Origin of the sequence: Kitasatospora sp. NPDC008115, from assembly GCF_042957205.1 — a bacterium.
In the GTDB taxonomy this organism is placed as follows: domain Bacteria; phylum Actinomycetota; class Actinomycetes; order Streptomycetales; family Streptomycetaceae; genus Kitasatospora.
Genome location: NZ_JBIBHU010000006.1, coordinates 164,401 through 186,296 on the forward strand (window position 1 = coordinate 164,401; position 21,896 = coordinate 186,296).

13 protein-coding genes are annotated in these 21,896 nt (G+C 75.6%); all 13 read right to left on the reverse strand.

Annotation, left to right across the window (positions count from 1 at the left end; genetic code table 11):
• Positions 1-22 precede the first annotated feature (22 nt).
• From ACFZBX_RS10345 to ACFZBX_RS10405, 13 genes are read right to left on the reverse strand one after another with little or no spacing between them, the layout of a single operon-like run.
• Positions 23-2,254, reverse strand: a complete 2,232-nt coding sequence (locus tag ACFZBX_RS10345; protein WP_391532813.1) for a hypothetical protein — start codon at positions 2,252-2,254, stop codon at positions 23-25.
• Positions 2,251-5,997, reverse strand: coding sequence for a putative baseplate assembly protein (locus ACFZBX_RS10350; protein WP_391532815.1), 3,747 nt, complete (start codon positions 5,995-5,997; stop codon positions 2,251-2,253). Before ACFZBX_RS10350 ends, ACFZBX_RS10345 begins: the two co-directional genes overlap by 4 nt.
• On the reverse strand, positions 5,994-9,206 hold the full coding sequence (locus tag ACFZBX_RS10355) for a putative baseplate assembly protein (RefSeq protein ID WP_391532817.1): 3,213 nt from the start codon (positions 9,204-9,206) through the stop codon (positions 5,994-5,996). Before ACFZBX_RS10355 ends, ACFZBX_RS10350 begins: the two co-directional genes overlap by 4 nt.
• On the reverse strand, positions 9,203-9,610 hold the full coding sequence (locus ACFZBX_RS10360; RefSeq protein WP_391532819.1) for a GPW/gp25 family protein: 408 nt from the start codon (positions 9,608-9,610) through the stop codon (positions 9,203-9,205). Before ACFZBX_RS10360 ends, ACFZBX_RS10355 begins: the two co-directional genes overlap by 4 nt.
• Complete coding sequence (locus ACFZBX_RS10365) at positions 9,607-9,939, reverse strand: hypothetical protein (RefSeq protein ID WP_380753918.1); 333 nt, start codon at positions 9,937-9,939, stop codon at positions 9,607-9,609. The genes ACFZBX_RS10360 and ACFZBX_RS10365 overlap by 4 nt, the downstream gene beginning before the upstream one ends.
• Before the next feature lie 40 nt (positions 9,940-9,979).
• Entirely contained in the window at positions 9,980-10,489 is a 510-nt protein-coding gene (locus ACFZBX_RS10370; RefSeq protein WP_391532822.1) for a phage baseplate assembly protein V, read from the reverse strand.
• Between the two features lie 31 nt (positions 10,490-10,520).
• Positions 10,521-11,678, reverse strand: a complete 1,158-nt coding sequence (locus ACFZBX_RS10375) for a hypothetical protein (protein ID WP_391532824.1) — start codon at positions 11,676-11,678, stop codon at positions 10,521-10,523.
• Complete coding sequence (locus ACFZBX_RS10380) at positions 11,671-12,039, reverse strand: hypothetical protein (RefSeq protein WP_391532826.1); 369 nt, start codon at positions 12,037-12,039, stop codon at positions 11,671-11,673. The genes ACFZBX_RS10375 and ACFZBX_RS10380 overlap by 8 nt, the downstream gene beginning before the upstream one ends.
• Positions 12,036-12,695: a hypothetical protein gene (locus ACFZBX_RS10385; RefSeq protein ID WP_391532828.1), complete on the reverse strand. Its 660-nt coding sequence runs from the start codon at positions 12,693-12,695 to the stop codon at positions 12,036-12,038. Before ACFZBX_RS10385 ends, ACFZBX_RS10380 begins: the two co-directional genes overlap by 4 nt.
• Complete coding sequence (locus ACFZBX_RS10390; RefSeq protein WP_391532830.1) at positions 12,688-13,278, reverse strand: HEAT repeat domain-containing protein; 591 nt, start codon at positions 13,276-13,278, stop codon at positions 12,688-12,690. The genes ACFZBX_RS10385 and ACFZBX_RS10390 overlap by 8 nt, the downstream gene beginning before the upstream one ends.
• Positions 13,279-13,308: 30 nt before the next feature.
• Entirely contained in the window at positions 13,309-19,503 is a 6,195-nt protein-coding gene (locus ACFZBX_RS10395) for a DUF4157 domain-containing protein (protein WP_391532832.1), read from the reverse strand.
• The gene (locus ACFZBX_RS10400) at positions 19,500-19,949 is read right to left on the reverse strand and encodes a hypothetical protein (RefSeq protein WP_391532834.1); all 450 of its coding nucleotides are present in this window, start codon (positions 19,947-19,949) and stop codon (positions 19,500-19,502) included. Before ACFZBX_RS10400 ends, ACFZBX_RS10395 begins: the two co-directional genes overlap by 4 nt.
• Positions 19,940-21,892 (reverse strand): ATP-binding protein, encoded by a 1,953-nt coding sequence (locus ACFZBX_RS10405; RefSeq protein WP_391532836.1) that lies wholly within the window; start codon positions 21,890-21,892, stop codon positions 19,940-19,942. The genes ACFZBX_RS10400 and ACFZBX_RS10405 overlap by 10 nt, the downstream gene beginning before the upstream one ends.
• Positions 21,893-21,896: the final 4 nt, after the last annotated feature.

Consider the following 21,896-nt stretch of genomic DNA (forward strand, 5'->3'; position numbering starts at 1 on the left):
TCAGGGGCAGGTCAGGAGCGGGTCAGGTGACGAAGAAGACGCCGGCGTCGGTGCCGGCCGGCGTGTACTCGGCCAGCCGCGCCCGCAGGTTGTCCTCGCGCTGGGGCTGGAACAGGTCGTGGAAGGCGCCGAGTTCGGAGCGGTCCTCGGCGCCCCGGGTGATCTCCGGCGCACACCCGGCGGCGAACCGGCCGTAGTCGGGCGTGCCGTAGCGGAGGCTGCTGAACACCGGGCGGACCCGCGCGGTCTCCACCTCGCGCAGCCGGGCGGCCGCCGCCGGGTCCAGCTCGCCGCGCTCGACCAGCCCGGTCACCGCCGAGCGCACCAGGTCGGGCTGGCAGGCGTAGCGGCGCGGGGTGCGCGAGCCCGGCGGCACGTAGCAGAAGCGCAGGCAGCCGAGCGCACGGCGGGCCACCCGCAGCCGTCCGGTGAACACGCAGTCCTCGGCGACGGTCACCGCGTGGGTGTGCACCTCGCCGGCCACGGTGGAACGGTGCGCGTGCAGCAGCGCGTGGGCGGGTACGCAGTCGGGCCCGGCGAGGGCCGGCCGCCCGGGCCCGGTGGCGTCCAGGACGCTGTCGCTCAGGTGGATCTCCAGCGGCTCGGCGTCCACCTCGTCGCCGACCACCTGGATCGCGCCCAGGATCGTGCGCTCGATCCGGATACAGGCCGTGGTGTGGTCCAGCACCAGGCTGGGCTCCTGCGGCGCGTGCGGCTCGCAGTGCGGCTCCAGCGACCAGCCCGGCACCAGGGTGCAGTGCCGCAGGGTGACGGAGGCGAGCGGGCCGGTGACGTTGACGCCGCGACCGCTGATCAGCAGGCCGTCCAGGACCAGCCGCCCGCCCGGGCACACGCCCCGGACGTTGAGCGCGTCCGGCCGGTTGCTGTACCAGTCGAGCAGCCGGATCACCGGCCGGGCGCCCTCGGCGGCGCGCAGTTCCAGGCGGTCGTCGGCCGCCAGGTCGAAGTCCAACTGCTCCTGGTAGGCGCCGCTGTGGGTGATCTCGATGACGGCGGCGCCGCCCGCCCGGCCGTCCTGCTGGTCGGCTCGCCACTGCCGGTAAGCGTCGTTGATCCGGTCGAACGGCCGCCCGGGGCCGACCCGGTAGACCGTCCGCTGCCGCTCCCGCGGGCGGTCGCGCGGGTACTCCCCGCCACCGGTGTCGTCGGCGAACGCGTAGTGGTAGTCGACCCAGACGCCGCGGCGCGGGGCGGTGCGGGCACCGAAGGCGATCCGGCCGAGCACCGGGTCGACGGCGACCTGGCCGCGGCCGGGCCGGTAGGTCCAGCCGGTCAGGTCGGCCACCGTGATCTCGGCGGGCGGGACCGGCTCCGTGGCGCCGTCGCGCCAGATGGCGAAGCTCTTGCCGGGCCCGTAGTGGTCGGCCGGGCGCTCGGCCAGCTGCCGGCGCCGGATCGGGGCCGGCACGTTGTCGAGCGCCGCGAGGTGGCCGGCCGACGGCTCCGGCTCGGGCCGGGTGACCAGCGGCGCGTCGTTCCCGAGGACCGAGAAGGTGAACAGGTTCCTGGCCCGGTCGATGCAGTAGGCGGGCGCCCGGGTGACCGGGTACGGCTTCAGCCGCCAGACGTACAGCGCCACCCCGGCCGGGGTGCGGCCGCCCTGGCGGCGGGTGGAGGCGGCCCGGCGGACGTCGGCGGTGTGCGCCTGCTCGTCGAACGGCCCGCCGAGCAGGTCCAGCGCGGCGCCGCGCCGCACGTCGACCAGCCGGCCCCGGCTCAGCCGCAGGCGGTCGGCCGGCTCCTCGTCCGGGCGCAGCAGCCGGATCGGCTGGGTCCCGCCGAGCAGCCGGGACAGCTCCACGGCCCGGGCCGGCCAGTCGGCGACCGCGGCGGACAGCTCCTCCAGCAGGGCGAGCGTGCCCTTGCGCCGGCGGTGGGCGACGGTGTTCGCGACGTCCCGCCGCGGCGCCAGCCGGGCGGCCAGCCGGTCGCGGGCCGCCGTCCGCTCCGGGTCGGCCCCGCCGTGCAGGCCGGTGGCGAGGACCTCCTCGTAGCCGGGCAGGATCCGGTGGCCGACCAGGTCGCCGAGGTACGCGACGGCCCAGTCGGCGGCGGTCTCCACGAACCAGTCCCGGTAGCCCTGGTCGATGCCGGCGCGGACGACGTCCACCTGCTCGGCGACGACGGCCAGCAGGGCGCGCAGCGGTTCGCCCGCGTCGGCGTCCCGCAGCCGGTGCCACTGCGGGAGCAGCTCCAGCAGGCCGTCCGGGTCCCGCCCGTCGTGCTCGGTCATGCGCGGGCCTCCTTGAGGATGAGCGTGTCGGGCAGGTTCGGTGCCAGCACGGCGAGTTGGGCCGGGCGGACGCCGCGGAAGACGGTCAGCACCCGGCCGGGCGGCAGCGGGCGGGTGTCGGTGACGGACGGGTTGAGCCGCAGCAGTTCCGCGACCGGGATGCCGTGGCGGGCGGCGATCTCGGTGAGGGTCTCCCCGGCGGGGTTCCGCACCCGGTGGCGCTGTTCCTCGAAGCGGGCGAGCCGGGCGGGGACCAGCGGCCGCGGCCGGGCGAGCTGCTCGGAGAGCTGCTCCAGGCCCTCGGGGGTGATGCCGCCGGGCACGCCGGTGAAGGCGTCCACGTCGACCCGGTCCACCCCGGGGACGGCCTGCGCGGTGGCGAGCACCTCGGACAGGTGGGCGCTCTGCCCGAGTCGGCGTCCGGCGAAGCCGAGGCGGTAGAGCAGGGCGCGGCGCAGAGCCGGTTCGACCAGCTCCCAGGAGTGGTCCGGGGCGACCTCGACGCTCACCGCGACGATCAGCAGCACGAGTTCGCGCAGCGCCACCTGGACCGGCAGCCGCGGGTCGCCGTGCGCGGTGAGCGCGGAGCGCAGGGTGCGGATCAGGTCGGAGTCGCCGGTGAGCGGGATGTCGTCCACCCCGGCCACCGTGACGTGGACGAGTTCGCGCCCGCCGTCGGAGAGCCGGGTCGCGGCGGCGAGTCCGATGCCGGCCCGCGAGCGGGTGAAGTCCTCGTAGTCGCGGACCGAGACCAGCCGGTCCAGGGCGGTGACGGCGAGCGGGATGGTGCGCCTGGCGAGGCCGGGGCCGTCCGGCCCGGCGCCGCCGGTGGCGGGCAGCGGGTTGACGACGGCGGAGACGCCGAGCGGGCGGGTGGTGAGCTGGGTGATCCGGCCGGCGCCGACGTTGCCCGACTCGCCGATGCCGATCCGGTAGCGGGCGCGCACGTTCTCCCGGCCGGTGGGCAGGCGCGAACCGTGCACGCCGTCGCCGAAGGTGACGATGGTGCGGCCGTCGGAGGCGGTCGCGGTGACGTACACCCGCTCGGTGGCGCCGCGCCCGGCGAGGCTGTCGACCTCGTGCCAGCGCACCCCGTCGACCCGCACCTCCAGGGTGCTGCGCGCGCCCCCGGGGGTGTCGGCGGCAAGCCAGGTGAGCGGCGACTGCCAGAGCGTGAAGCGCTGGCCCGGGACGCCGGCGTCGCCGCTGCCGACGGCCTCGTCGCGGGTGGCGCCCTGGGTGGCGCGGACCACGTTGCCGAGGACCTGGACGGTGTCGCGCCGGTAGCGGTGGGTGAGCGGGGCGCTGAGGGTGATCACGGTGCGGACGGTGTCGCCGGGCAGCCGGGGGTCGACGCTCTGCTCGACGCCGGCGATCATGGCGAGCTCGGTGCCCCGGACTCCGGTGGTGTGCGGGATGTCGGTCCGCTCACCGCCGACCGCGATCAGCCGGCCGGGGGCCAGCCCGTCGTGGAGCCGGGCGAGTTCGATCCGGGCGCCGTGCACGTCCTCGGTGACGGGCTCGTCGGCGAGCCGCAGCGACTCGCCGCGGGCGTAGACGGTGGCGTCCCGGATGTGCGAGAGCTGGGTGTCCTGGTCGTCCAGCCAGGGCTGCTGGAGGGAGAGTTCGGTGACCTTGCCGGTGATGCCGAAGTCGGCGCGGGAGATCACCCGCACATCGGTCACCCGGGTGATCACCTCGGCGAGGTCGCGGCTGCCCGGAACGCCGCCGTCGAGCCCCTTGCGCGGGCGCTGGACGACCACCCAGCTGCCGGGCGCGATCTGGTCGTAGACGGCGTCGAGGGTGAGGACGGTGCCGGAGACCGGCTGCAGTCTGGTGGTGAACACCACCTCGACGGCGGGCGGGGACTGGTCGGTGGCGGCGTGGCGGTGCATCCGGACGTTCAGCTCGCCGGAGTCGCCGGTGGTCTCCTGGCCCGGTTCGAGGTGGTGGTCGAGCGCGGGGCCGGGTCCGCCCTCGATCCGCACGTGCACGCGGCCGTCGGCCTGGGGGCGGGACACCAGGACGGTGCGCTCGGGCAGCCCGGCCAGGAACCGGGCGGTGACGCCGGGTTCCCGCCCGGGTGCGGCGGGAGGGTCGGGCGGCGGCTCGGTGGTGACCACCTCGACCTGGCCCGGCCCGAACGGGAAGGTGTGGTCCCACGGCAGCGAGAAGCCGCTGTGCAGCAGGCTGCCGGCCTCGACGTAGGTGAAGTCGGCGGTGGCGGGCACGGTGCCGGCGGCGTCGAAGGTGACCCGGACGCCGATCAGCGTGCTGCCGGAGAGCGGCCAGTCCACGTAGCGCTCGATCCGGCCGTCGGCGCCGTACACGGGCTTGAGCGGCGCGGTGGCGCCGAACGGGGTGGCCACCACCCGCATCGCCTGGATCTCGTGCACGGCGAGCGGCGCCGTCAGGTCGACCCGGCGCCAGGCGGGGTAGAGGTCGTCGCGCAGCCGGGGGTCGAGGGCGGACAGCAGCCGCACCCCGAGGTCCGAGCCGGGCGCGAACAGGCGCCGCGGGTCGCGGGCGAGGTCCCGGGCGCTGAGCGGGGGCCGGGCGGGGGTGGTGCGCAGCGCGGCCAGCAGCGGGCCGAGTCCGCGCACAGCCGGGTCGGCGGCCCCGGCACCGGGCGGGTGGGGCCCGGGCTCCTCGGCGGCCTGCGGCGGCTCCAGTTGGTGGGCGCGGCCCCGCAGGGTGGTCAGCTCCTCCCCGAGCCGGCCGAACCAGTCGGCCACCGGCCGCTGGGAGCGGGCCAGTTCGGCGGCCTCGGCGGCCCGGTCGACCACCGGGGCGAGCCGCTCGGCGAAGCCGGCCGGGGTGCTCAGCGGGCCGGCCGGCAGGTCGAGGTCGGCGCGCAGCGGGGCCAGCACCTGCGTGTCGAAGTCCCGGACGATCCGGCTCCGCCCGGGCCTGGGGTTCGGGGCGTTCGCTGAGACCGTGATCCAGTCCGCCAGTTCGGCGCGCAGGTCCTTGAGGGTGCGCAGGTCCCGGGGCAGTCCGATCACGGTGACGTCGTTCTCGCGGTCGATCCGCACCTCGGGCACCAGCCGCAGCACCCGGTGGACCGCGTCGGCGGCCCGGTCGGCGCTGAAGACGAACAGCAGCCGGTCGCCGGGCCTGATGTTGTTGGCGGTGCCGGCGGCGAACAGTTCGGCCCGCCCGCCGGGGTTCAGCTGGCCGGGCGTCAGCTGGTAGGGGCGGCGGCGCAGCACGGCCAGTTCGTTCCAGTCCGAGCGGGCGGCGAGGTCCTCGGCGGTCTCGAAGGACTGCGGGTCCTCGCCGGGGCCGGGGACGCTCTGGCTGCGGGCGCCGCGCGGGACGATCACGGTCGGGTCCTCGGCGGCCCGCGGATCGCGGTCGAGGGTGTAGGCGAGGTAGGTGTCGGCGGCGACGCCGGGCCGGGGCCGGTGGCCGACCAGCCGGCCGAGCAGGGTGAGCGAGGCCTCCTCGGTGGCGGTGCGCAGATAGCCCTCGTTGGCGATCCGCTCCGAGTAGAAGGTGAGCACGTCGGCGAGCACGGCCCAGGAGTCCAGCAGCGCGATCGCCGGGTCGTCCGGGGTGCGGACCGTCAGGCCGCGCAGCGCCGGGTGGGCGGGCCCCGACAGCCGCGCGAGCAGGCTGTCGAGGAACTGTCCGTAGCGGCCCACGCGGTAGCCGATGGCGTCCAGCCCGGGCGGGTTGAACAGCGGCGCCGGGGTCGCCGTCGCGGTGCCCGAGCAGCCGCAGGTGCACTGGCCGTTCATCGGCCGCCTCCGATCACGATCGAGAGCCGGCCGTTCTCCGGCCGGTCGGGGTCGCTGTCGCAACCGGCGATCTCCAGCGGGCCGATCCGCAGCAGCCCGGCCGCCGGTTCGCCGTCGTCCCGCCCGAACTGCCGCCGCAGCCGGGTGACCTGGGCACTGAGCACGCCCGGCACGGCCGCCGCCGCAGCGACCAGCCGGGAGGCCCGCACCGGGTCGCCGAAGCCCAGCGCGTCGGGGTGGAAGAAGCCGAGGCGGCCGTCCGGCAGGGCGCGGTTGCCCAGCACCCGCCGCAGCTCGGCGAGCACATGGCCGCGCTGGTGGCCGGGGAGGGCGCAGATCCGCAGTTCGAGGTCGAGCGGCACCAGCAGGGCGGGGCGCACCACCAGGTCGTGGCCGATCCGGCGGTAGGCCTCCAGGCCGTGTCCGACCGCCTCCAGCAGGGCGGTGTCCGCGGTGGCCCGCCCGTACGGCTCGACGGCGACATGGACCTCCTGGGCGCTGCCGGTCCAGCGGAGTTCGGCGGCGGCCCGCCGCACGCCCGGCAGGGTGGCGGCCAGCTCCGCGTAGTCCGCGGCGGTGACGGCGCGCAGCCGGGTGCGGCCGAGCGCGAGCGGGGCCGACTGGCGGACCTGGTCGAGCGGTTCGGGCTCGGTACCGCCGGTGGCGGGCAGCGGGTTGCGGACCCGGAGCACGGCGTCCTGCGGCCGGGGCCGCGCGGGGTCGGGCCCGTCCTGGCAGACCACCAGGTGGTTGACGGCCTCCGCGCCGACGTTCCCTGCCGCGCCGTTGCCGGTCCGATAGGCGACCCGCAGTTCCGCGCCGGGCCGGGGCGGCAGGCCGTGGCGGCCGTCGCCGAAGCGCAGCGCGAGCCGGCCGTCGTCCTCCACCTCGCCCACGAAGTGCCGGTCCCGCCGGCCGTCGGAGAGCAGGTCCCGGCGGGGCGTCCACTCCAGTCCGTCGGCGGTGGCACGGACCGCGGGCAGCGCGGCGCGCGGGTCCTGGACGGCGATCGCGCTCGCCGGGCCGGCCAGCGCGGGGGAGTCGGGGTCGAGCCCGGCGGCGTAGCGGGGCCCCCAGGTCTGGGCCACCTCCCAGACGCCGGAGGGCCGGAGCACCGTGCCGGCGCGCGCCCGGGCGGTGAGCACCTCCAGGCGGCGCAGCTTGGCCGCGAGCAGGCGGGTGCGGCGGGCCAGCAGTTCGCGCAGCCCGGCGGCGGGCCGCTCGGCGAGGCGCAGCTCGCGCACCACCCGGGCGCCGAACAGCAGGGTCAGCTCGGCGAGTTCGGCGCGGGACGGGTCGTGGCCGCGGCTCGCCCGGTGCCACAGCTCCTCCAGCCGCCGCCGGACCTGCTCGGGGACGGCGGCCAGCAGGACGGCCTGGCCGGCGCAGACGTGCGCCGGGTCCGGGTGGGCGGCCGCCTGGGTGACCGGGGTGTGGCGCAGCAGCGGGCGGAAGGGCTGCGGCAGGACGGGGTAGCGGGTCTGGTCGAGCAGCGTCTCCAGTGCCGCCGCCTGGGCGTCGGCGGTCGGCGGCTCGACCACGGCGCCCTCGCCGTCCTCGCCCTCCGCGCCCGCGCCGGGCGCCAGCCGGACGCTCAGCCCGGCGCGCCGCACCGCCGCCTCGCCGAGCAGCGCGTCCAGCTCGCGGACCTGCGCCGGGCCGAGGTGGCGGCCGCTCCTGGTCCGGTCGAGCAGGGCGTGGATCGCCTCGGCGGCGGGACTGCCCTCGGCGCGGTCCGCGCAGCCGCGGGCGCTTGGTCCGCACGGCGGCACGAGGACCGGCTCGGGCGGCACCGTGAAGGCCTCCGGGGCGCCGCCGCAGAAGGTGAGGGAGCGGCCGTGGTCGACCAGGACGACGTTGCCCCGGGCGACGCTCACGTCCTCGATCGGGCCGCAGTCGCTCCCGCCGTGCGCGGACAGGCAGACCGGGAAGGCGAGCGCGTCCTCCGGCGCCCAGCCGACCTCGACCAGGGGCTGCTCGTACAGCTCGTCGACCAGCGGGGTGACCGAGGTGAGGCGGACCGCCTGGCGGTGCGTGGGGTCGGCGTCGGCGGCGGCGCCGGTGCGCGGGCCGAGCACCTCCTCGATCACCAGCAGGTCGCCGGGGCGCAGCGCCAGCCGCCGGGTGCGGGGCGGGCCGGGCCGGCCGTCGTCGTGCCCGGCGGCGTGGTGCCAGTCGTCGCGCAGGGTGGCGGAGGTCGCGCCCCCGGGCAGGACGCAGTCCTGGTCGCCCCAGGTCCAGAACCGGATGGTGTTGTGCGCGGGGCGCAGCACCAGGTCGGCCCCGCCGAGCGGCTCGAACACCTCGACGGCGGCGGTCCCGGCGAGCGCGTCCAGCTCCTCGTCCAGGATCACCGTGGACAGCTCCGGGCGGTCCTGCGGGCCGAGCCGGCCGACGTCGACGGCCGCGAAGCGGAAGGTGCCGTGCCGCAGGGTGAGCGGGCGGTCCGCCGTCAGCGCGACGAACGCCCGGGCGTTGCAGCCGTCGTGCATCGCGTAGTCGACCAGCCGCACGTGCCGGCGCACCGACACCCGGCGGCGGGCCGTGTCGAGGTACGCCTCGGTGGCCACCGCGTCCTGCTGGTAGGAGAGTCGGTCGGCGGTGTGGGCGAGCAGCTCGACCAGGGTGATGCCGAGGTCGGGCAGGTGCCGCTCGGTCCAGCCGGGGGTGGTGAGGCTCATCCGGTCCAGCACGAGCCGCCGCAGGCTCTCGTAGTCGCGGGCGGTGTAGTCGATGACGGGGGCCGGCCGGACGGCGGGCGGGCAGCCCTCCTCGGTACGGCAGTCGAAGGGGGAGGGGCAGTCCGGGCCGAAGGAGAACGCGGTGTGCGCGTACCTCGGGTCGAAGCCCGGGTACGGGCGGCTGCCCGGCCGGCCGTAGGCGTCCGCCTCGACCACCGTCAGCCGGTAGCGGGAGGTGTCGCCGGGCCGGTCGAGGACGATGTGCATCCGGTCGTCCAGCTCCGGGTCGTCGGCGCGCTCGATCTCGACCGTCAGGGCGCGCAGCCCGGTGATCCGCCGGCCGCCGTCGACCCGGAGGTTCTCCGGGCCCAGCTCGTCCGGCGCCCGGCCGAGGAAGGTCACGCTCAGCGTGCGCCCGTCGTCGCCCACCTCGGCGCCGTCCAGGCCCAGCAGGTGCGCCGCGCGCACATCGGCGCGCCGCGTGTGCGTCCCGCACCGGGCCGTCGGTCGTTCGGATCCGCCGGTCATGCCGCCACCCCGCCCTCGAAGACGTCGCTGCGCCGCGAGCCGGTCCGGCGGACCAGGTACGCCAGCTCGACCCGCACCACGTTGTCCTCGCTCGTCACGTCGAGCGAGGCGACCTCGATCACATCGCCGAGCCACCGTTGCAGCGCCGCGTGCACCGACAGCCGCAGGGTGGCCGCCAGTTCCGGGCTGTTCGGGGCGAAGACCAGGTCGAGCAGCCCGCAGCCGAGGTCCGGGTGCATGACCCGCTCGCCGGGGCTGGTGAACAGCAACTGCTCGATCAGGTCGCGGACGTGGTCGTCGTACGCCGCCTCGGCGGTGCGCCCGCGGCTGTCGATCCGGAACGGGAAGGCCAGGTCGGTCCGGACCGGACCGGCGCGGTGTCCGGGGTACCCCGCGGTGCTCATGCCCCCTCCGCCCGCTGCTGGACGACGGTCACGACCGGCGGGCCCTGTGGGACCTGCTCGGCGCTCTGGCACAGCCCGACGGCGGAGCGCGGCAGCGCGGGGGAGCCGTTCACCCTGATCCGGGCGGACGGCACCACCCAGCGGACCGTGACGCAGGGCTGCGGCTTGCCGGCCACGGTGAACGGGCAGCCGGTCACCGTGTAGGGGTCGGCCGTGCTGGTGACGGCCTGGCCGGTGACCAGCACCCGGGCCTGGGCGGGCCGGGCGGTCGCCTGGGCGCCGTGCGGGCAGGTCACCGTCGCGTTGACGTGCAGCAGATTTCCGGGCACGAGACTCTTCCCGTCGGGTCGGGTGTCGGATGGGGCGCGCTCAGGTCACGCTGAAGGCGTCCTGGTTGATGGAGACGGTGGCGCCGACGAGCGAGATGGTGGCGCCCTGGCCGTTGCTGATCCGGATCCCCGAGTCGTTGACCACGATCGAGGCCCCGCTGGGCGTACGGAGGGTGATCCCGGTGGTCGGATCGTCGGACAGCACGATCACCCGACGACCGGAGGTCTCCAGCACCATGTTCGGCGCGCCCGGCGGCCCGGTCGCCGCCTCCACCGGGACCTCCGAGACGGAGCCGTACCAGCAGCCCGTCCAGACCGGGTAGCTCTGGTCGCCCTGCTCGAACTCCAGCCAGACGCCCGCCCCGACCGGCGGGACGGCGTAGTGCCCCATGCCAGGACCGGCCACCGGGAAGCACGGCATCGCCCAGGTGGACACGGCCTCGCCCAGCACATCGGGCACCTGGGCCTGGATGCGGCCGATCCCGAGCGGATCGGTGTTGTTCACCACCGTCCCCCGGAACTTGCCGAGGTAGCGGGTCGGTTCGGCCATGCCGGTGACTCCTGACTGGGGGTGGCTGCTGCTACGGGACGACGGCCGGCTGGAGGGCGATCAGGCCCTCGCGGGTCAGCGTGAAGTTCTGGGTGTACGAGCCGCGCTTGAGGTTGTGGGTGACGCTCTTGACGAAGTACAGGCCGTCGTAGGTGATCCCGGCGCCGCGCACGCCGACCAGTTCGCGCGGCCGCAGCACATGGCCGTACCGGACGACGTCGAGCTGGCCGGAGCCCGAGACGGCGTCCGCCGACTGCATGGCCTTGGCGATGATCTCGGCCACGGCCTGGGTGGTGTCCTTCTTGGCGGTGTCCGCGACGACCTTCTTCTTCAGCGCCGGCGCCGGCCGCAGCGCCAGCGGCGGGCGCAGGATGCTCACCTCCGGCACCGGCAGCACGGAGGACACCTTGGTCGCCGGGAGCTGGATCCGGGCCTCCGGCTCCTCCCGGGCGGTCCCGTCGAAGGCGAAGGTGAGCTGGTCGACGTTGGACAGCGCGTCCATGTTCACGCTCAGCGCGTGCTGCGGCACGCCGATCCGGATCTCCGGCCCCCAGTAGGCGCGGCTCACCCCGGGCACCGGGCCGGGGTCGAGGTAGAACACGTAACCGTTGGCCTTCGCCAGCTCGTTGACGTACCCGAGGTCGGTGCCCTTCTGGAAGTCGATCCGCCGGGTCGGCATCGGCGTCTGCGGCACCAGCTCGGGGATGACCAGCGGCGCGATGCCGTACTGCCCGTACTTGCCGATGATCGCGGCGACCCGGGCCGCCGGGGACATCGCCGGGAACGGCACCCCGGCCTGCTCCTCCAGGTCCATCAGCACCGTCAGGTCCTCGCCGGTGACGGTGAGCGTGGACTGGCCCGGCTGGTTGCTGATGCCGACCTCCTGGCGGATGATCACACCGTCCATGAGCACGCTCGGGGTGCCCGTGACGGTCGCCGTCAGCACGACCCTGATCTTGGGGTCGAAGAAGCCGCCCGGCAGCAGGGCGGTGTTGATCAGCCCCCGCTTCGACAGGTCGAAGGCGAGCTGGAACCCGCTGCGCTGCCCCGAGGCCACCGTGACCTGCGCCGACAGCAGGGCGTCGGTGACCGGCTGCGGCACCGGCACCGGGAGGTGGGGGCCCATCAGCAGGCCGAGGTGGATCGAGCCGACCGGTCCGCCGCCCGTGACGGCCGAGGCGTCAGGCATGGACCGCCCCAGCGCCCGGCGCCGATCCGGGCAGTGCTCCGGGCAGCGCGATGATGATCCGCCGGCCCGGCGTCGCGGTCAGCTCCCGTGGATCGAGCACCGGGTTGGCGTCGGCGATCCGCCACCACTGGTCGGCGCTGCCGAGGTAGTGGTGGGCGAGCAGATCGAGGCGGTCGCCCGTGCCGACGACGTGCTCGGCGAGCGGCGCCGGACCGTCCGGACGCGGCAGCAGCCGCCGCGCCAGGTACGGCACCTGCCGTCCGTCCGGCTCCGTGTGCACCGCGACCGGAACACCGTGGTACCGGCTGGTCAGCGGGTAGGGCGAGGGCGCGGGCAGCGCGGCCGACGGGTCGACGGTCACTGGAACCCCCCTCCCAGGCCGAGCGAGCCCAGCCGGCCGTCCCCCGCGGCGCCGACCAGCCGCTCCTTCTGCGCCAGGTGCGCGAGGTACAGCTCGGCCCCGCGGTGGCCGGTCGGCAGGTCACTGACGGTCAGGACCCGCAGGCCGATCGCGACGGCGGCCCTGATCGGGTTGAGATCGATGTCGAACGCCTCCTCGGTGATGGTGAGCTCGGTCAGCCGTACCGGCAGGATCCGCTTGCCGCCCCAGGTGAACAGGGTGAGCGGGGCCTCGACCGGAGTGATCTCCAGGGTGCCGAGCGCGGCGAGCGCCTGATTGGCCCGCAGCTGCGCACTGGCCGGCTGCACCAGCGACTCCAGCGTGGCCAGCTGCGGATGGACGCCGTTCGGGGCCGGCACCTCCAGCTGGTCGGTGGCGTCCAGCTCCGCCGTGAACTTCCAGGTCTCCACGGCCGGCCCCTTCAGCCGCAGCGCCTCCGTCCGGTCCCCGCCACCGTCCGCGCCCGCCGCCTGCGGGGCCAGCGAGCGCTCCAGGCTGTCCGGGTTGAACTGCAGCACGACGATCCGCTGCGGGGTGCCGCGCTGCGGGTCGACGACGACCAGCCCGGACCGCACGGGCCTGGGCGCGTCGGTGTAGCGCGGGGACGGGCTACTCATGACGCTCCGCCAGCACCCGGAGGGCGATCTCCGCCTCGCGGAGCACCTCCGGGTCCGCCTCGTGGGCGGCCAGCTCCGCCAGCGGCTGCCGGTACTCGGGCCACTCGGCGTACACCATGGCCTGGACGGCGGCCCGCCGCACCCGGGGGTCCTTGTGCCGGAGCGCCTCCAGGACGCGCATCACCACCGGGTCCACCGCCCGCTCCGGGGAGCCGGCGCCCAGCAGGAGCACCGACCTCGCCTGCTCGAACGGGTAGACGCAGACGTCGAAGTTGGTCTCCAGGTCCGCGACGCTCCACACGTCGAGCGCGGCCTCCACGCGTGCCGACGCCTCCTGGACCCGGGCCTGGTCGTCACCCGCGACCACCAGGTACCGGGCGTCGATGAACTCGTCCGCGACGAAGTGGGCCGACAGCCCGCCGGGCAGCGACCACTTCGCCTCGTAGAAGGCGTGGCTCGCCGGATCGCGCGCGATGTCCCCCTGGTAGGTCCATCCCTCGGCCTCGGCGAAGGCCCGGATCCCGGCGTTGTCCACGGAGTCGCGAAGAATCAGACGACGACCCGTGTGCGGTCCGACGGCCATGCGGCCTCCCCTTTCTGTCTGCTCCAGGCCTCAGAGGCCGTAGATGGTGCGGATGTGGTTGCGGATGTGGGCGAACAGGGCGTCCTTGCCGCCCTGGTCGGCGAAGTCGAGTTCGAGCGTCGCGGCCCAGGCCTGGAGGAACGCCACCTCGCGTTCGGCCATGGCATCGGCCTCGCGCGTGGTGCGCACCTCACCCTTGCGGGCGGCCTCCCCCCAGGCGTGCTGGACGTAGGCCTGCTTCCACGACTCCACCTTGGCGCGCGCCTCCTCCCGGCTCTCCGCGGTCGCGTTCTTGTCGTTCATCACGGTCCGGACGGCCTTGCGCTCCTTGGCCGGGATGCCCTGGGCCGTGAGGTAGCGGGCCTCGCTGACCCCGGTCAGCTTCTGGAGTTCGGCCGGTCGCAGCCCCTCCCGCGCCGCGAGCGCCTGCATCCGCCGGGCGAGCACGTCCGGATCGTCGGTGGTCGACTTCAGCTCCTTGAACTTGAGGGCGAGATCGAGCTGCCGGCCCCCGGCCTGGGCCCCCTTCGGTGCCAGCGGCAGCTTGTTGACGGCTTTGTCCAGGTCGGTCATTCCGGCGGCGATCTGCTTCTTGTCGAACTTGCGGGCGTCCTCCGTCGCGATCTTGTAGGCCATGGCCCGGTAGACCACGTCGCTGGGCGCCCGGTTGTGCTCCACGGCGCCCAGGGTGTGCAGGAACACCCTCCTGCTGTCCGGGACGGCGTCCGCGCCCTGCGGCACGGGCCCGCCGCCCAGATCGGCGAGCATCGCGCGGGCGATCCTCTCCTGTTCCGCTCGCGGCATTCCGGCGAACATGCTCGGGTAGTCGTGGGCGAGCCTCTGCTCGGCGCTTCCCTGTGGCGAAACCACCTGATTGCGTGGACTGTTGAACCCCTGTTTGAGTCCCGCGGCGGCGCCGTTCGGGCCCTCGACCCGCTGGTAGCTCCCGTCCGGGAAGGCCAGCGTGCGGAACCTGTTCGCCAGCGACACCGAGTCGATCCGGTCACCGGTGGAGATCCGCCGGTCCTGGTCGTCGTACCCGATGCCCTCCGTCCGCTCGACGTGCCGGGCCGAGCCCCGAACCTCGTCCGCCACCCGGCGGATGAACTCCAGGAGTTCCGTGCGGTCGAGTTCCACCCCCGCGACGGCGACCTTCTCCGGGTTCAGCAGCGCGCGGACCACGAACCGCGGCAGCCCGCTCAGTTCCAGCCCGGTCAGCCGGTACCAGGCGCGCAGGGCCCGCAGCACCGCCCGCAGGACCTGGCGGCGGACCCCCTTGCCGAGCAGCCGTTCCAGCCGGGGCCGCACGCGGGCCACGATCAGGTCGAGCCGCTGGTCCTTGGCCTGCGGCGAGTTCTCCCGCGCGCGGCGTTCGGCGCGCTGCTGCCGGCGCTTGCGCTGCCAGTCGCGCAGGCGGTCGCGCTGTCGGCGGTAGGCGTCGCGGATCCGGTGGGCGCCGTTGGTGAGGGCGCGGCCGAGCCTGCTGCCGAGCAGCCTGCGGCCGAGGGCGCGGGCGGCGCCCCGGACGCGGTTGAGGGCGGCCTTGACAGTCTGCCGGGAGGCGTTGAGCGCGCGGCCGACGGGGGAGGCGGGGCGGCGGGGGCGTCCGGCGGCGGGGGCCGGGCGCTGCCCGGGCCTGCGGCCGGCGCGCTGGAGGGTGTGGCGGGCGGGTCCGGTGCGGGTGGCCGCGGTTCGGGTGGCCGCGGTTCGGGAGGGGCTCGGCCGGCCGGGGGAGGGGCGTCGGCGGAGCGTTCGAGTGGCCCGGCGCAGGCTCGCCCGGGCCTTGTTGACGGCGCTTCCGGCCGCCTTGCGGGCGCCCCGGCCGGCCCTGGCCAGGCCCTTCAGGATCTTCTGGGCGATCCCCTTGAGCCGGGTGCCGACCGCCTTGCCGGCCCCCTTGAGCCGACTGAGCAGGAAGTTGGAGATGAAGTCCAGCAGCGCGACCACGCCCGCCGCGACCGCGTCGGCGAACAGGCAGGCGGCCGCCCCGGACTTGACCGCCTTGAGGAAGGCGACGAACTTCCCGATCGCCGCGACGATCCTGCTGACGGTGTTCCACGCCGCGACCAGGCCCTGGATGATCGTCATGATCGCGCCCGCGGCCGGCACGATCAGCGACACCAGCTTCTCGACGACGATCGAGACGATGATCCCGGGCAGCGAGGCCACGATCGCCTGCCAGGCCATCCGGCCGATCTGAGCCATCGAGATGCAGCCCTTGACCAGCACGTTGACCAGGGTGGAGGTCAGACCGACGACCGACTCCACCTTCTCGTCGAACCACTGCCGCACCGCACTCCTGATCGCACCCCACAGGTGGTTCCGGATGCCGTCGACCGCCGCGGTGCCGAGCTTCTTCAGCCACCCGCCCGGGTCGGAGGCGATGTCGCCGATCAGCACCGCGAACTCGCCGAAGACCGCGATCGCCTTCCGCACGAAGTCGATCGCGTCCAGCACGGCCTTGCGGACCGACTCGATCGCGGCCTTCAGCCTCGCCTCAAGTGCGTTCAGCAGCGCGTTCAGCCCGGCCGCCAGCGCGTCGAGCAGCCGGTTGACGGCGCTCTTGAGCCGGTCCGCCCACGCGTTGACCTTGGCGACGGCCTTGTCCCGCCACTCCTCGATCCGCCGGCGGAACCGGTCGCGCAGTTCGGGGAAGGCCGCCAGCAGGACGTCGCAGATCTTGATCAACGCGTCCGCGAGCCTGTTGATCAGGTCGACGGCGAACTTCCGCGCCTGGTCGATCGCCCAGTTCGCGAACGCGCGGAAACCGTCGATGATGCCGTTGATCAGGCCGCGGAAGAAGTCGAAGACCTTGGTGACCGCCTCGACCAGCGCGTCGAAGGCCGCCTTGACCTTGGACTTGACCCAGCCCCACCAGCCCTCGGACTCCTCCTTCTTGCGGTCCTTCTCCTTCTGCGCCTTCTCCTCGGCCTCCCTCCGCTTGTCCTGGATCTTCTGGTTGTCCTCCTTACGGCGGTCCTCGACGTCCTGGTCGGCCTCCGTGCGCTTGCGGTCGATCCGGCCGGTCGTGTCCTGGTGCTCCGCGCCCGCGTCCCGGTCCGCGTCGGAGACCTCCCGGTCCTGCTCGGTGCGCCACTGCTCGCGCTCGGCCCGGACGTTGGCCGCCGCCTCGCCGCGTTCGCCCGCCTGGGCCTGGGCGTTGTCGGCCACCGCCTGGTCGATCTCGGCCTGGTTCCGCCGACGCGCCTCGGTCTCGCCCTGCCGCTGCTCCGTCTGGGCGGAGCCCAGGTGTCCCTGGCCCTGGGCGACCGCGGCCTGGATCTGCGGGCCGCGCTCCTGCCGCGCCACGAGGCCGATGCCGGGCTCGGCGGCCGACCCGGTGCCGACCGCGCGGCCGGCGCCGGTGCCCCCGGGGCCGCCCCCGCCACCCGGCACGGAGGCGGTGAGGGTCTCCTGCGGCACGTCCGGGTAGACGCGGTCCTCGCCCATCGGCTTGGCGGCGTCCTGTCGGCCGACGCCGAGGATCCTCGCGGAGCCCTCCTTGAGCCGCGCCGCCTGCGCGTCGGTCCGCTCCGGGTCGCTCTCCCCGGTCAGTTCGACCCTGGGCGCCCGGCCGACCGTGGTGTTCAGCGCCGGATCGGTCGAGGGCACGCCGTCGACCGCGCCCTGGAGCCGCTGCACCTCCTGCGGCGAGACCTGGCTGCCGGCGTCGTCGGCGACGTGCGGCGCGGCGACCCGGTCGCCGGGGTTTCGGCCCTCGACCTTCCTCCGCTCGACCTCCTGCTGCGCGCCGTCCGCGCCCGGGGGGCCGACCCGCTCCAGCCGCTCCGTCACCGCCTCGGCGGGCGGCGCGGCCTCGGGCGGGCCGGACCGGCTCCGGGTCTGCGGCGCTCCGGAGGGCCGCCGGACGGTCGGCGGGGCGGCTTCCAGCCGGGCGTGCTGCTCGGCGACCGTGCGGTCCACCGACCCGTCCACGCCGTCCAGCGTGGCGGCCATCCGGTCGGGCGGCAGGCTCGCGGCGGTGGCGAGGGCGCTCTGCGGGTCCTGGCCGGAGACGTCGGGCGGGGCGGGTTGCTCCTCCTGCTTGGCGGGGGCGCCCGCGCCGGTTCCGCCGCCGGCCGCGCAGCCGCCGCCGGCGGCGTCCGGCTCCGCCTCGGTGGTGGGCTGCTGCGGGCCCGCGCAGGCGCCGCCGCCGGCTTCCAGGGAGGCGTCCGGGGCGGGGCGGGCGGCGAGTCCGGCCGGGGTGTCGGCCTGCTCGGTGGCCGGGCCGGGGGCGGCGTCGGGCGCTGCGGTTTCGGGTGCTGCGGTTTCGGGTGCGGCTCCGGGCGCGGTGTCCGGGACGTCGGGGGGTCCGCCGGGGGCCTCGCCGCCGACCGGGCCTGCGGTCGTGCGGGCGGCGGCGGTGCGCTCCGGGGCGTCCCGTCCGGGCTCCCGTGCCTCCTCGGCGGGTGCTTCCGGCCCCTGGTCCGGCTCTCGGCCCGGCTCCTGGGCCGGCTCCTGGTCCGGCGGTTCCGGGGTGGTGGGTTCGGGCGCGCGGGGCCTCCGGTCCTGGGCCGGATCGGGGCCGATCTCCTGCTCGACCGGACGCTCCGGCTGGAGGCCGGGGCCGCCCCGGTCCTCGGTCTCCTCGCTCCCCTCGGGCTGCGCGGGCTGTGCGGCCTCCTCCGTGGCGGGAGCGGGCCCGGGGGGTGGCGCAGGCTCCTCGTCGGCCTCGGGCCGGCTCTCGCGCTCCTCCTGGACCTTGTCGGCCCTGGTCGCGGGCGGTTCGGGAAGCGCCGGCTCGTCGGCGTTCGCGGCGGGCACGCCCTCCGCCGCCGTCGGAATCCGGTCGACGGTCGGGACGGCGGACACCTCGGGGTCCGACGAGGGCAGGAAGTCCGCCGGTCCCAACTGCGGCTCGTCGGCGGCCGTCGGCGGCGGCTGTTCCCGCTCCGCGCCGGGGGAGTCGTGGACCTCGGCGTCCGCGCCGGGCTCCAGACCCAACGGCCGTTCTTCGTCGCGGGCCTGGTCCTGCGGGAGACCGCCCTCCGCCAGCCCGTGCCGGGTGAGCGGGCTGTCCGGGGCCTGCGCGATCGAATCCAGGCGCGCGGGCCGGACCGGCGCGGGCTGCGGGGGAGGCCCGGCGGCGGGCTCCTGCGGCGTCGTACCCGCCGAGGGCTGGGCGGCGGTGTCCGGTTGCCCAGCCACCGGCGTGTTGGCGACGGGGGCGGGCGCCTCCGGCTCGGGCGTGGGTTGCTCCGTCGGCGGAGCGTCCGGCGGCGCCTGTCGGCCGGTCCCGCCCTCCGGGGGCGGTTGCTGCTCCGTGTCCTGGGCCGCGTCCTGCTGCTCGTCTTGCTGCTCGTCCGGCCGGTCCGCCTCCTGGTCCGGTGGCCGGGCCTCCTCGTCGTGGTCCGGCTCGTCGTGGTCCGGCTCGTTGTCGTCCGGTTCGTTGTCGTCCGGTTCGTTGTCGTCCGGCTCGCGTTCCTCCTCCGGACGGTCGGCGGCCTCGGTGACCGGCTCGGGCGTCTGCGCGCCGTCCACGTCGGCCGGGCGGTGCTCGGCGGCCTCGACCAGCTCCAACAGGCGGGCGTAGTCCGAGGAGGGCAGCCGGTCCGCCAGCCGTTCGAGCACGGAGGCCTGCAACTCCGGGGCGAAGCGTGCGAGTTGAAGCCGGACCCGGCCGGAGGAGTCGGTCGGGTCACCACGCAGCGAGCGCAGGATTCCGGCTGCCAGCCGGTCGACCAGCGTGGCCGGATCGAGCCGCTCGGTGCGGAACCGGTCGGCGTCGACGGTCGCGTAGCGGAGCCAGCCCGGCGTGGCGGCGGGCGTCGCCGCCGCCGTCCGGTCGTCGCGCGTAGCGTGCTCGGCCTCCTGTTCGATCGCGTCCTGCGGGAGGCTGACCGCGCCCAGGTCCCGACCGGCCCGCAGCGCGCCGAGCGGGTTGGGGGCCTGGACGGTGTGCAGCAACTCATGGGTGAGCAGCCGTCGGCCGTCCTCGGCGGCCGGCCGGTACTTGCCCTCGCCGAAGAAGAGGTCGGGGCCGACGGCGACGGCGTCCGCGCCGATCAGCTCGGTCAGCGCGGCGGAGTCCCGGTCGGTGTGCACCCGGACCCGGCCGAGGTCGTGCCCGAGCCGCTCCTCCAACTCCCGGCGCAGGCCGGGATCGAGCGGCTGGCCTGCGCCGGAGACGATCTCCTTCGGCTCGGGCGTACGGGCCCTCGGCGTCCGCGTCCTCCGCTTGGCCGCCTCCTGCGCGGACTCCCTACCGGTCGCGATCCGGGTCACGCCCGCCCCCGTTCCGGCGGCCGGCCACCACCGGACAACCCGGCGTGCACGGCCCGGGCGAGCGCCGCCCCGAGCCGCTGCGGCGAGGCGTCGGCCGGCAGCGGCGGCAGCCCGGCGAGCAGATCCAACTCCCGGTCACCACCGTCCGCGAGCGCCACACCGCGCGCCTCGACCAGACGCGCCAGCTCGCCCCGGAACGCCACCACCAGCCGGTCCCGGTCGACCCGCGCGAACCCGTCGAGGACCAACTCGCCGATCTCGACCTCGATCCGTCCACCCCCGGCATCCCGCCGCCCCCCGGTCAGGTCCACCCGCCAGGGCTCCGGCTCCGGGCGCCCGGTTGTCGTGGCGGTCAGGGCGGTCGTGGCGGTCAGGGCGACCGGGTGCCGGGTCGGCGGTGGCCGGTCGTGGTCGGTGCTGAGGATCTGGTCGGCGGTCAGGTCCATCCGCAGACCTCCGAGGGCGTCAGTGAGCGTTCGAGCTTCAGGTACTCGGTGCGTGCGGCCGCCAGCAGGTGCCGCATCTGCAAGGGGCAGTCCTCGTCGGCGGCCTGGAAGGCGGCGGACAGGGCGATGTTGCGGATGGAGCCGCCGGTCACGGTGAGCTGGGCGAGGCGCTGCGGATCGAGGTCCTGGCGGGGGGTCCGTTCGGGGATGACTCGCCGCCAGATCTCGGCGCGCTCGGGGACGCCGGGGAACGGGAAGTCGACCACGAATCTGATCCGCCGCATGAACGCCGGGTCCAGTGCCTTCTTCATGTTGGTGGTGAGCACGGCCAGGCCCCGGTAGGCCTCCATCCGCATCAGCAGGTAGCTGACCTCCAGGTTGGCGTAGCGGTCGTGGCTGTCCTTGATCTCGCTGCGTTTGCCGAACAGCGCGTCGGCCTCGTCGAACAGCAGCAGGGCGCCGCCGCGTTCGGCCGCGTCGAAGACCCGCCGGAGGTTCTTCTCGGTCTCGCCGATGTACTTGCTGACGACCTGGGAGAGGTCGATGACGAACAGGTCCACCCCGAGCTGCCCGGCGACCACCTCGGCCGCCAGTGTCTTCCCGGTGCCCGACCCGCCGGCGAAGAGTGCGGTGACGCCGAGGCCTCGGCGCAGGACCGACTCGAAGCCCCACTCCTGGTAGACCGTGCCGCGCCGGCGGACGTGGGCGACGATCTCGCGCAGCGTCGCGCGTTGGCGCTCCGCCAGCACCAGGTCCTCCCAGCCGGCGCGCGGCTCGACCCGCCGGCCCAGCTCGTCCAGGGACATCCGGGCCTCCGCCAGTCCGGCGTGCCAGGCCAGCGGGCCGATGTCGCGGCCGTCCTCGGCCGCCCGCCGGGCGGTCGTCGCGGCGGAGCGGATCAGATGGGAGGGCAGCGAGAACTGGGCGGCCAGCGAGCGGAGTCCGTCCTTGGTGATCCCCGGCGCGCCGTCCAGCGCCGCCGTCCAGACCGCGAGCTGCTCCTCGGGGCCGAGCGGGGGCACGGTCAGCCGGGTGCGGTCCGAGGCCCCGGCCGGTGGGGGATCGTCGCCGGAGACGACCAGCGGTACCGCGAGGCTCGCGAGGAAGGACTCGGTGCCGTTCGGGGCGGACGGGCGGTCGCCGCTCTCCACCAGCAGGGCGGCCGGGATCAGGATCGCCTCGCGCTGCCACAGCCGGGCGAGTCGCTCGCGCTCGGCGGGGTCGGTGGGCAGGTCCTCGCGGTGCGCGGCGTAGAGGCCGAGGCCGGCGTGGCGGGCCGCCGTCGCCGCGATGTCCCAGCGGGTGCGGCGGTCGGCTCCGGTCAGTTCGGCGTGCGGCGGTCCGGACGGTTCGGCCGGTCCGCTCTCGGTCCACTCGCGCGCCAGTCCGGCCGCGCACCGCTCGTGCGGGCCGGGCAGCTCACCCGGCGGCCCGACCCGGGTGAGCAGGCCGTGCAGCCGCACGTCCAGGTAGGGCACGCCGACCAGGTAGTGCAGAACCCGCTCGTCGATCCGCAGCCGGGAGGTGGTGAGCGCGGTCTCGTCGTCCGGCTCGACCAGTCGGAAGCGGCGCAGCGGGCCGACCGGGGTGAGCGCGCTCCAGTGCGGTCGGTCGAGGGCGGCGAGGGCGAGCGAGAAGGTGGGGTAGCCGTGTCCGGGGTCGCCGCCCGCCGCCGCACACCGGGAGGCGGCGGTGGGGTCGACCGAGGGGGCGGCCGCCAGGACGAGGATGTCGCGCTCGAACGGGGTGAGCGCGAAGGAGGCCGTGAGCGTGTCCAGGGCGGTGGCGGCGCGCGCGGGCTCACCGGACGGCGGCGGCCCGTCGGTGCGGCCGGCCGCGTGTGCGTCGATCCGTTGGAGCACGGCCGCGACCGCGGCCGACAGCGCCCGCCGGTGCGGCTCGTCCGTCGGAGCCTCGCTGCTCGGCCCTCGGCGCGTGCTCATCTCT